Raw genomic sequence first — 11681 nt, 5'->3', positions numbered from 1 at the left:
CCTTGTTAACCATTAACCTCAACTAAACTCAGCGTTATCTGCTTCAACAGCGGCTTTTAATTGTTCAAGTACATCAGGCATAGCACTTACCACTCGGCTCCATGTTGGCATAAATGGCGTTTCCATTGGATTATCTAAGAATCGTTGCCCTGCCGTAACAATGTTTTGAGCAAACATTTCAACGGCTTTTTCTTCTAAATGAATATCTGTGGTAAGGCCATTCATTAAGGCATCGTTATGATAAGTTTCGACATAATCGAGAGCGACTCGGTAATAAGTCGCCTTGAGGGTTCGAAACGATTCGGTGCTAAAGGTATGACCTTGGGTAGCAAGTTTACGGAAAAATGCCTTGGTAATGTCAATCGACATTTTAGACAGACCGGCATCTTCGTTATCTAATGATAAATCTTGATGTTTATGATCGTAATTATCGGTAATGTCTACTTGGCAAATGCGGTTATGGGCATAATTACGCTGCATTTCTGATAGCACACCAATTTCTAATCCCCAGTCGCTTGGAATACGTAAGTCATTAAGTACATCTCGTCTAAATGAAAACTCGCCCGCTAATGGATAGCGAAAACTGTCCATGTATTCTAAATATTCGTTATAACCGACTACTTTTTTAAGCGCTTTGATCAACGGTGTCACTAATAAACGAGACACTCGGCCATTAATTTTTCCGTCGGCAATGCGCGCATAAAACCCCTTACTAAACTCATAATTAAACTGCGGGTTGGCGACTGGATATAATAAACGAGCCAGTAATGATTTTTCATAGGTGACAATGTCACAGTCGTGTAATGCTACTGACTCCGTTTTACCCGATGCCAAAATATACCCCATGCAATACCACACGTTTCGACCTTTGCCCATTTCTTTAGGTGCTAAACCAAGCTTTTGTAATTTGGCATCTAACGCTTTTAAACGTGGGCCGTCATTCCATAATATGCGGTGATGTTGCGGTAAGCCGCCAAAAAAATGTAATGCATGCTTGTACTGGGTAAGATCGGCTCTGTCTAATCCAATAACAATTTCGTTTAAATATGGCACTTCTTTTAATTTGCTCACAATATCTTTTAGTGCGTCACCCTCTAACTCTGAATACAGTGACGGTAAAATGAGCCCTAGAGGCCGTGTTTTGGCAAACTTAATTAAGTCTTGCTCAAGCTCTTCATGGGTGCGTCTTGTTAAGTTATGCATTGTGGTGATAATGCCATTTTGATAAAAATCGGCCATGTTACGCCCCTTGGGTTAATTGTTGATTTAATGGTGATGTTGACGACAATAGCGTTTTAGTAATGCATTCAGCCCAACCTTTGGGACCATATTGACTGCTTTTAATCGTTGTATTTTCTGTGGTTAATACAGGAAATTCGTGTGTAGGCGACTTAATTTGAATGGCAATATCGGCAGCTTCGAGCATGGCATTGTCATTACCACTGTCACCAAGCGCAATTGTCGTAACAGGTGTGCAATATTGTGTAGCGAAGACATCGGCTAACCATTTCATCGCCCTGCCTTTATCTGTATCGCCGCCGATATGTAAAAAACGTCCTCCCTGCAACGTATGCGCACCAGCATGGGTCATCAATTCAATAAAAGCTTGTTTACGCACATCATCGCCTTTCCAAAAAATGGGTTCAGCATAATGTCTGACCAGTGCTAGCTTGGCGTTATCTGGTGACAAGTCGGTGAGTTCACACAGCGTCTCAACAGACAAAGACGAAAAACCAACAAAATCATTACTGAAGGTTTGGGCATGTTGGTTTAATAGTTCAAGCCAGTATTGTCGTGGTTGGCAGAATTCTTTAACCCAATAATAGCCTTGGGTAAAGGTACCTATAGGCTGCTGGTCAAAGTAGCCAATGGGAATATAAATGACCGCACCATTTTCTGAAATAAACGGCGAATTAAAGCCAATGGTTTGTTGCAATTTTTCCATTTCTGCAAAGGTTTTACTGGTATTGGCAATAATAGGAATTTGTCGCTCATTCAGGGCTTCTATCACGTCGATGGCATGACTAAAACTGTAATCAAAGTGATCAAGCAACGTTCCATCTATGTCAGTAAAGATAAGTGGTCTTGGTGTCATATCATGTCCCTTTTCAATCATTGCATGCTGACTATAAAGAACGGTACAAAGTGATAACGGGCGGTAACGAAGATAACAAGCGGTGGCAAGCGTAAGGCCTAGAAGCTAATTCGCGGCGCGGCTAGATTCTATAAAAGCTGAAAGCCAACGTTCAGCCGTTTCCACACTATCCGTTTGTTATCGATTTTGACTGCCCTATTCGTTAAGTGAACGTTCGCTTGTTGTCTTCTTTTCATTCTTTTGTAAGCGCTGCGTTCGTTTATTATCGCCCGTTATCGCTATTTCGTTGTCGCTGTTACTCGATTAACAAATAAGTAGATTCAGGATGTGTGCCAAACATAGGCCCTTTGCACCTTAATGGCACAAATTATCTTTACTTATTGATATTTTTGATTTTATTTATAGATAAAAAACGATGATGTATAAATACGTCTTAAGCTGGATTCACTGATATGTGCAACCACGAATAAAAAACGCACCATTTTGGTGCGAGATAACAAGGGTGGTGAAAGCGATAATAAGAGATGACAGACGAAAAACGACAAGCGACAGATACTGGAACACTTCGCTGCTAGATGTTATAAAATCTTAGCAGCAAAGGGGGCTAGAAGCACAACGCGCTATTCCCCGGAGCGGCTAGCAGTTAGGAGTAGGTTAAAATTGATTTTCAAAATAACTTTCAACAATCAGTACCGCGGACACTGCATCAATTTGACCTTTAGTTAACGCTTTATAACCACCAAGTTCAAATAAACGTGCCTTAGCATCTGCTGTGGTTAAGCGTTCATCTTGGGTGGCTATGTTAACCCCAAAACGACCATTAATTCTATTGGCAAATTTTCGCGCTCTTTGTGTCATGTCTTGTTCGGTGCCATCCATATTTAGTGGTAAACCCACCACCACAAGATCGGGCTGCCACTCTTTTAATAATTTATCAATATCATCCCAATTAGGGATCCCATCAACGGCTTTGATTGACAGCAAAGGTGTTGCACTGGCAGTAATGGCTTGACCAATAGCAACACCAATACTTTTGGTGCCATAGTCGAACCCTAAGACGGTTTGTGGTTGCATGTGTCTCTCTTTGTTTACTCTGTAAGTACCTAGGTGATGATAAAAGAAGTGCTGATGACAAGCGAAAAAACAGAGTGCTAAGGTTACTCTATTGGTCAGCAATGGATAGTCATCACTGTGGCCGCCTGTTATCACCTTGCATCGACATTAGCGCTTGTTATCTTATTTTATGCGTGACCGACTTGGCTGGACATTTGCCAAATATCAAAACCAAGCTGTTGGGTTGCCATTTGCCACATTTGTTCAGGATCTGCATTAAAAAGTAACTCTGGTGTCGCTTTGATTGTTAACCACGTATTGTCGGCGATTTCTTGTTCAAGCTGATCTTTACTCCAGCCGGCATAACCGAGCGCCACAATGAAGTTTTCTGGAGACTTATCAGAACCGATTGCAGCCAAAATATCGCGCGAAGACGTTAACATGGCATGTTCACTAATTTCAGTGCTGTTTAGCCAGTGCTGTTGAGGGGTATGTAACACAAAACCGCGTTCTGGTGCCACAGGGCCACCGATGAGCACTTGACTGTCTAATGAGAATAAAAACTCTTGAGATAGGTGGAGCTCCATCTGTTCAAGCAGATCCTCAACCTCAACGCCAATTGGACGGTTAACCATTAACCCCATAGCGCCCTTTTGATCATGCTCGCAAATGTAAATAACTGAACGCTCAAAAAATGTGTCGTCTAGTGACGGCATCGCAATTAAAAAGTGGTCTTTGAAGCTATCCATATATTCTCCTCAATAGTGTTTTAGCCTGTTATCCACCCGCTAATTTCACTGTGAAATTCAACTTTTCTAATATGGATTTTATCTGTTCGCGGTTATCTGTTTGTACTTCAATACTGAAGTCTTTCACTGTACCACCGCAGCCACATTGTTTCTTTAGTTTTTGTGCAAGGTCTTTTAACGCTTTTTCATCTAACGCTAAGCCTTTAATCACGCTAACGCCCTTACCTTTACGACCTTTGCTATCTTTGTGGATCCGCACTATACCATCGCCACTTGGTATTTCTGCTTGTGGCTTAGGTTGATCAATACGACCTTTATCAGTGCTATAAACTAATGCGATATTGGGATCTATTCTCATAATATTTCTTTAACAGCAAAACATTGTTTGAGTTTAACAAATCATAAAAGCGGAGGCGAGGATATAAAGCTAAAAGCCTGGGGACTGGGACGCTTCAAAAGCAACAGCCTAGAGAGCTGCGCAGCTAGATCCTATAAAATCTTAGCAGCGAAGCTGTCCCTAGCTGTGATGTGGTATGCCTTAACAGCGAAACCGCCTAGATGACTTAAAGAAAAGGTTTTACCAGATTTGCCATCATATTGATGTGGTCGTCGTTGTCATTCAAACATTCAATGTATCTGAAGTTTTTTCCGCCAGCATCTTCAAAAACGTGGCGATTTTCACCTTTGATTTCTTCTAATGTTTCTAAACAATCAGCGCTAAATGCTGGGCAGATCACCGCAATGTCAGTGATACCTTTAGCAGGCAAGCTACCTATGGTTGCATCTGTATAAGGTTGTAACCATTTTGCTTTACCAAACCGAGACTGGAATGTGGCGACATAATCGTCTTCACTAAAGCCTAGCTTTTCCACCACTAAGCGAGTTGTTTTCATGCAGAAGCAGTAGTAAGGGTCGCCTAAATGCAAGTTACGCTCTGGCATACCGTGAAAAGACATGACTAATTTTTGTGGTTTGCCGTGTTGGTCAAAATCTTTTTGAATTGAAGCAACAAGTGCATCGATAAAGTCAACGTTGTCATGATAGGTATTAATAAAATGCAGTGCTGGGATATAACGCCATGTCATTAGCTCTTTTGCTAAAGCATCAAAAGCTGAAGCGGTTGTTGGCGCTGCATATTGCGGATACAAAGGCAAAACAACAATGTTATCGATGCCTTGCTTGTGCATAGTTTGCAAAGTACTCGAAACAGATGGCGAACCATAACGCATCGCCAAATGCACACTTGCATCGTACCCTTGGGCTTGTAACTGTTGGGCTAATTTGGTTTGTTGATGTTGGCTGATCGCCAGTAAAGGAGAGCCTTCGTCGGTCCATACTTGTTGGTACAAGGCTGCCGATTTAGCTGGACGAATTCGCAAAATAATACCATGAAGAATGATCATCCATAATAATTTTGGAATTTCCACCACTCGTGGATCGGCTAAAAATTCTGCTAAGTAAGTGCGAACAGCAGATGCAGTAGGCGCATCTGGTGTGCCTAGATTCATTAATAATACACCTGTTTTGCCGCGAGCTTTATGGCCGGTGTCTTTATCTAACCCTGAAAAACTAGCCAAAGTACCATCTCCGTTATTAATATGGATTTACAAATACATCTCACTTTGAATAACCCGTGAGTTTGCAATAAGATTTTATCGCATTTATTTAACACAAAAAGAGCGCTAAGTATCGATTTTATCATCTACTTAACTCGTATTCGGCAAAAATAATTTGAGCTAGCTGATTCAGTAAAATAACATTTACTGTTGCACAATCAATTATAAAACTGACTCAATCGCATTTTTTAACTCTTGGCTATCCGGTTTTACCCGCGAGTTAAACTGTTGTACTGTTTGACCATCACCTGAAACAAGGTACTTATAAAAGTTCCATTTGGGTGCTGCGCTTTTGTCACCTAAATATTTAAAAACTGAGTTTGCATCGCGGCCTCTCACTGGTGATGTTGCAACCATAGTGAATGTCACACCGTAATTGATAAAGCAAACATCAGCCGTTTTGGCTTCGTCTTTTTCCTCTTGGAAGAAATCATCTGACGGAAAACCAATCACCACCAGTCCTTTATCTGCATATTGTTTGTGCAATGCTTCAAGCGCTTCAAACTGAGGTGTAAATCCACAATGTGAAGCGGTATTAACAATTAATACAGCCTTACCTTGGGTGAGTTCGCATAAATTGACGTTGTCTTTTGAATGTAATTTACGGGCTTCAACATTGAGATAGTCAGGACAATTTGCAGCTAAAGCCCCAACACTGAATGTGAATAAGCCAATTGCCGTTAAGTATTTAATCATTTGTATGTGTCCTTTTATCAAAAAAGAATCGATAAAAAATAGGCATCGATGAATCAATTCATCGATGCCTATACGCTGTAGCGGTTAATTCAGATCAAAAATGATTAAAAATAGAAGCCAATATTGATGTTTAATCGAGAATGCCACGATGTATCACCATTATCGACGCCAACACCTGGACCATCAACAAAATACATATTTTTTCCGGCAATCCAATCTACATAAGAATAAAGCTTACCCGCTGTGATAGCACAACCAGTCACGTTTTGGATAGAATCATCTAACCCTTGACCTGATACCATCACTTGGCTGTAGTCGTTATAACAATTCACATTAGTGATTGGGCCCCAATCAACATCAAACGATTTAGCAATGTTTACTGTCGCGACATCGGCTTTAGCCGCTATTGGAGACTGATATTGGAATGCACTAATTGCAACGCGTTCGCTATCTTTAATATCATAATCGTAATGGATGTACTGTAACTGTAATTGCCATTGTTTCCAGTCTAATTGCCAATGCGCTGCAGCTGCAAGGCTATTGGTATCTTCACCATCTACGGTAGCAACATCAGCCATAAAATCTAACTGACTGTACTGTAATGAACCACCTAACTTATGAGTCACATCACCAGAGGTAAACTCACGCTCTACACGGGCGTTGATTTGTCCTGATTCTTCATACGGAGATTGATCAGTTGTAGCAACGTCAAATGAGTAACGGTCGTAACGCGAACCATTGCCATATTCGTCATTAGCAAAGTAAGCTAAGTCGTAACGCCAGCCGTCTTGTTCATTTTTATAATGGATACCGGCATCGTAGTCATCTTCAAAACCAAGATAATACGTTGCGCCAAACCAAAATGAATGGGCTGCATAAGGTAATAAACCAAATGGAACTTGCGTCACACCCACTTGCACAGATTGCGCTTCGTCAAATTGATATCCCATGTAGGCATGATGTACTACGTCCATGTCTTGATACCAACGATACTGAGCAGAGGCAAATATGCCATCTTTACTCTTGTAGTTAACGTCAGCACGGAACAATTCAAATTCAAGCTTTGATTTGTTGTCGTAGTCTTTCCAACCATAATTAATTCTTACTGCACCGCCGATATCGACTTCATCAGTAACAGGTACAGCTGAGGCCACAAATGGAAACAAGATGAGTGAAGAAAGAACGGTAAATTTTTGCCATAACTGCATAGAACATCCTTGAAATAACAATGTTAAAAAGCGTGAAAAAAATGAGTAATGTGTAGTGTGTTTAAAACGGATAAGGATACTAGATAAAGGTGTTAATCTACTTTTGTCACCGTTAAATTCACAACAACAGTAGTCATTATTACAATATTGACCAGTATGATAACAAAAAAGGCCACAAAATGTAGCTTGTGACCTCTCATTACAAATGGTTCGAGTGATAATTAGCCTATTTAATTGGCTACATTAACCACTAATTCATATCTAACGTAATACCTTCCATTGATCCCGAAGAAGATGTTTCATTATTAAGCAATTTAATCATCAGACGTAAATCATTGGGTGAGTCTGCATGATGTAAAGCATCTGCGTAGCTAATTTCACCTTCCACATACAAATCGAGCAAAGCCTGATCAAAGGTTTGCATTCCCTGCTCGCGCGACTTACCCATGGTTTCTTTCAGTAAATGCAACTCATTTTTAGCGATCAAACTGGCCACGCGAGGCGTGTTAATTAATACTTCAATGGCTGCACGACGGCCGGTTCCGTCTGATTTAGGAATAAGTTGTTGCGCCACAATACCGCGAAGGTTTAACGATAAATCAAAAAGCAGTTGATTATGTTTACTTTCCGGCACTAAATGCATAATGCGGTCAAGTGCTTGGTTAGCATTGTTTGCATGCAAGGTCGCCATACATAAATGACCCGTTTCAGCAAATGAAAGGGCAAATTCCATGGTTTCTTGCGTACGTATTTCACCAATAAGAATCACATCTGGCGCTTGACGCAACGAGCTTTTAAGCGCGGCATCAAAAGAGTCCGTATCGATACCGACTTCTCGCTGAGTAATAATACTCTTGCGATGTTCATGTACAAATTCAACGGGGTCTTCAATCGTTAGAATATGGCCTCGAGCATGAGCATTTCGATACCCCACCAGCGCGGCTAAGGATGTTGACTTACCCGTACCAGTACCACCAACCATAATAATAAGGCCACGTTTGCTCATGACTAAATCTTTTAAAATAGCGGGTAATTTTAAATCATCAACTTCAGGGATTTGAGTTTCAATACGGCGCATAACACAACCGGCTGATTCACGTTGCCAAAATGCGCTCACCCGGAAACGGCCTAAATCTTTTGCCGCAAAGGCAAAATTACACTCACTGGTGTCGTGAAACTCTTTCTTTTGCACATCACTCATTAATGATTCAACAAACAACAACGATTGCTCTGACGTTAATGGACTTTCAGATAGTTGACGTAACTCACCATCAATTTTTGCACTGGGCGGAAAACCGGCAGTGATAAATAAGTCTGACGCCTTTTTCTCTACCATGATATTTAAAAATGGACGAACATCCATGACCCAGTTCCTTAGAAATTAGTTTGTTTATTTGAACTTTTTTGCATCGCGTCTTCACGGGTAATTAAGCCACGATTAACGAGATTTTGCAGACATTGATCAAGGGTCTGCATACCGTGAGACATCCCCGTTTGAATGGCCGAATACATTTGCGCGACTTTGTCTTCTCGAATAAGATTTCGAATCGCTGGTGTGCCCATCATAATTTCATGTGCAGCCACTCGGCCTCCGCCAATTTTCTTTATCAATGTTTGTGAAATGACCGCTTGAAGAGACTCAGACAACATGGTGCGAACCATACTCTTTTCACCTTCGGGAAATACATCGACCACACGGTCAATGGTTTTTGCAGCTGAGGTGGTATGTAAAGTACCAAACACTAAATGGCCAGTTTCTGCCGCCGTCATGGCTAAACGAATGGTTTCAAGGTCACGCATTTCACCCACAAGAATTACATCGGGGTCTTCACGCAATGCACTTCTCAGTGCCGCATTAAAGCTATGGGTATGTTTATGAACTTCACGCTGATTGATTAAGCATTGTTTGTTTTGGTGTACAAATTCTATTGGGTCTTCAATGGTTAAAATATGGTCATGTCGATTTTCATTCACATAATCGACCATCGCAGCCAATGTGGTTGATTTACCAGAGCCGGTAGGCCCTGTGACCAACACTAATCCACGTGGAAAACTGGCGATTTTCTTAAAAATTTCTGGCGCCCCCAATTGTTCAAGCGACAGAATATCAGACGGAATAGTACGAAATACAGCACCTGCACCGCGCGATTGATTGAATGCGTTAACACGAAAGCGGGCTAAATTGGGCACTTCAAATGAAAAATCGATTTCAAGATGTTCTTCATAGTCTTTACGTTGTTTATCATTCATGATGTCATAAACAAGACCGTGAACGCCTTGATGATCTAATGCAGGCAAGTTAATTTTTCTTACCTCACCATCAACACGGATCATAGGAGAAACACCTGCAGAAAGGTGTAGATCTGATGCTTTGTGTTTTACACTAAAGGCGAGTAATTCAGTGATTTCCATAGTAGAGACATCCATTAAACCAACATGATGACAACAATAGCAGACAGAATATCAATCGCCCAGAATAGAATTAACCAAGCGGCGCAAAATTATTCACGTTCACCGAACGAGATAACCTTACTTGCTGTAAGCAAAACCAAACCCATTAATGACATTATTGCGGCTTATCAAGCAGGACAGCGTCAATTTGGTGAAAACTATGTGCAAGAAGGCGAGAGTAAAATTATTGCCTTGCAGGCAGATTACCCCGATATAAAGTGGCATTTTATTGGCCCATTACAATCCAATAAAACCAAGATTGTCGCAGAGAATTTTGATTGGATGCATACTCTCAGCCGAGAAAAAATAGCCCAACGTTTACATGAACAACGGTCAGAGAACAAACCGCCATTAAATGTGTGTATTCAGGTTAATATAAGCCAAGAGGAATCTAAATCTGGCGTTAAATCTGCCGATGTCGCCACGTTAGCACTTACTATTGCATCTCTACCCAATCTTAAGTTACGTGGATTAATGGCCATTCCAACTGCCACTGATAACGTTCATATTCAGCAGCAGGAATTTGGTCAATTAAAGCAACTTTTTGACCAACTTAAACGGCAATACCCAAGCGTTGACACCTTGTCGATGGGCATGAGTGGCGACCTAGACATTGCTATCGCTAACGGTTCAACCATGGTACGCATCGGCAGTGCAATCTTTGGCCAAAGATAAAATCAACAGCCTAGAGCGCTGCGGTCTAACAGGACGTAGTTAGCCCTAGAACCTAGAAGCGTAGCGTCCTAGGGCTGAATTAGGTAACATACACAGCAACTGGACATCAATTCTCTTATATATTGGATACAGACTTAATGACTCAAGCAAAAGTATGTTTTATCGGTGCGGGTAATATGACCCGTAGCATTATTAGTGGCTTAGTTAAACATGGCTATCCTAGTGATCTTATTCATGCGACCAATCCAAGCAAAGGAAAGCTAGATGCGTTGCAGCAAGATTTTGCAATTCAAGTTTCCCATGATAATCACACTGCTGCACAAGCTGCTGATGTCATCGTATTAAGCGTAAAACCTCAATTAATGGCATCTGTTTGTGAAGACTTAAGCTCATTGGATTTAGCCGGTAAGTTGATTATTACCATTGCAGCTGGTATTCCGGCGTCTCGTTATCAAACCTATTTTAAGCAACCCATAACATTGATTCGCACCATGCCTAATACTCCTACCCAAATTGGTTACGGTATGACAGGCATTTATGCCGATGACAGTATTTCTTCCGAGCATAAAGCTATTTGCGAAACATTAATGCAAAGTGGTGGAAAAGTGGTTTGGGTTGATAAAGAATCAGAATTAGATCAAGTCATTGCACTTGCTGGTAGCTCACCTGCTTATTTCTTTTTGTTTATAGAGTCGATGATCGCCTCTGGGATCAAAATGGGAATGGATGAAGATAAGGCAAGGTTATTGGCAGAGCAAGCAGCTTTAGGCGCGGCACAAATGGTTATTCAAAACCAACAATTATCGGTGACAGAATTACGTCAAAATGTGATGTCAAAAGGTGGGACAACAGCTAAAGCCGTTGAAACCTTCCAACAAGGTGGTTTAACTGAGTTGGTCGATAAAGCCATGACAAACTGCTTGGCAAGAGCGCAAGAAATGGCTAAAACATTTTAGCGCCGTAAGATGAACGATTATTTAACGTCAGATTAACCTCTTTGGTGTAAAATACTTTATGTAAAACTGTATTTATGTAGACCAAATTTGAGTAAAAATCAGTTATATTGATTATTCTGTAAGTCGTACAGATAAATATTGACGCAGTTAATTTTAGTTCTAATTTACGTACTAACTATATT

General features: G+C 40.9%; 12 protein-coding genes. 2 read left to right on the top strand and 10 right to left on the bottom strand.

The features are described 5' to 3' along the window. Positions 1 to 18 precede the first annotated feature (18 nt). The 10 genes from ACWXWT_RS03780 to ACWXWT_RS03735 all read right to left on the bottom strand — a co-directional run bounded on the left by ACWXWT_RS03780 (position 19) and on the right by ACWXWT_RS03735 (position 9829). Positions 19 to 1239 (bottom strand): glycosyl transferase, encoded by a 1221-nt coding sequence (locus tag ACWXWT_RS03780; RefSeq protein WP_456040275.1) that lies wholly within the window; start codon positions 1237 to 1239, stop codon positions 19 to 21. 1 nt (position 1240) lies between these two features. Further along, positions 1241 to 2095 carry an HAD-IIB family hydrolase gene (locus ACWXWT_RS03775; protein ID WP_456040274.1) on the bottom strand — a complete coding sequence of 285 codons (855 nt, stop codon included), beginning with the start codon at positions 2093 to 2095 and terminating at the stop codon, positions 1241 to 1243. A gap of 654 nt (positions 2096 to 2749) precedes the next feature. After that, a complete protein-coding gene (ruvX, locus tag ACWXWT_RS03770) occupies positions 2750 to 3169 on the bottom strand; it encodes a Holliday junction resolvase RuvX (RefSeq protein WP_456040273.1) in 420 nt (139 codons plus the stop codon). Between the two features lie 167 nt (positions 3170 to 3336). Next, positions 3337 to 3897, bottom strand: coding sequence for a YqgE/AlgH family protein (locus ACWXWT_RS03765; RefSeq protein ID WP_456040272.1), 561 nt, complete (start codon positions 3895 to 3897; stop codon positions 3337 to 3339). Between the two features lie 28 nt (positions 3898 to 3925). Beyond that, complete coding sequence (gene yciH / locus ACWXWT_RS03760) at positions 3926 to 4255, bottom strand: stress response translation initiation inhibitor YciH (protein WP_456040271.1); 330 nt, start codon at positions 4253 to 4255, stop codon at positions 3926 to 3928. A gap of 205 nt (positions 4256 to 4460) precedes the next feature. Further along, positions 4461 to 5474: a ferrochelatase gene (hemH, locus tag ACWXWT_RS03755; RefSeq protein ID WP_456040270.1), complete on the bottom strand. Its 1014-nt coding sequence runs from the start codon at positions 5472 to 5474 to the stop codon at positions 4461 to 4463. Between the two features lie 201 nt (positions 5475 to 5675). Then, on the bottom strand, positions 5676 to 6209 hold the full coding sequence (locus ACWXWT_RS03750; RefSeq protein ID WP_456040269.1) for a glutathione peroxidase: 534 nt from the start codon (positions 6207 to 6209) through the stop codon (positions 5676 to 5678). Between the two features lie 104 nt (positions 6210 to 6313). After that, positions 6314 to 7417 carry a hypothetical protein gene (locus ACWXWT_RS03745; RefSeq protein WP_456040268.1) on the bottom strand — a complete coding sequence of 368 codons (1104 nt, stop codon included), beginning with the start codon at positions 7415 to 7417 and terminating at the stop codon, positions 6314 to 6316. A gap of 250 nt (positions 7418 to 7667) precedes the next feature. Next, positions 7668 to 8780: a PilT/PilU family type 4a pilus ATPase gene (locus ACWXWT_RS03740; RefSeq protein WP_456040267.1), complete on the bottom strand. Its 1113-nt coding sequence runs from the start codon at positions 8778 to 8780 to the stop codon at positions 7668 to 7670. An 11-nt stretch (positions 8781 to 8791) separates the two neighbouring features. Next, complete coding sequence (locus ACWXWT_RS03735; RefSeq protein WP_456040266.1) at positions 8792 to 9829, bottom strand: type IV pilus twitching motility protein PilT; 1038 nt, start codon at positions 9827 to 9829, stop codon at positions 8792 to 8794. Positions 9830 to 9856: 27 nt separating this feature from the next. On the opposite strand from ACWXWT_RS03735, the gene ACWXWT_RS03730 reads away from it, so the two are divergent. Together ACWXWT_RS03730 and proC are read left to right on the top strand one after the other, a co-directional pair. Next, positions 9857 to 10543, top strand: a complete 687-nt coding sequence (locus ACWXWT_RS03730; RefSeq protein WP_456040304.1) for a YggS family pyridoxal phosphate-dependent enzyme — start codon at positions 9857 to 9859, stop codon at positions 10541 to 10543. A 137-nt stretch (positions 10544 to 10680) separates the two neighbouring features. Further along, positions 10681 to 11499 (top strand): pyrroline-5-carboxylate reductase, encoded by an 819-nt coding sequence (proC, locus tag ACWXWT_RS03725; RefSeq protein ID WP_456040265.1) that lies wholly within the window; start codon positions 10681 to 10683, stop codon positions 11497 to 11499. Positions 11500 to 11681 lie beyond the last annotated feature (182 nt).

The organism is Shewanella sp. A22 (assembly GCF_053850585.1).
The sequence above is the reverse complement of the archived record's forward strand: the minus strand, read 5'-3'. Positions and strand labels throughout refer to the sequence as shown.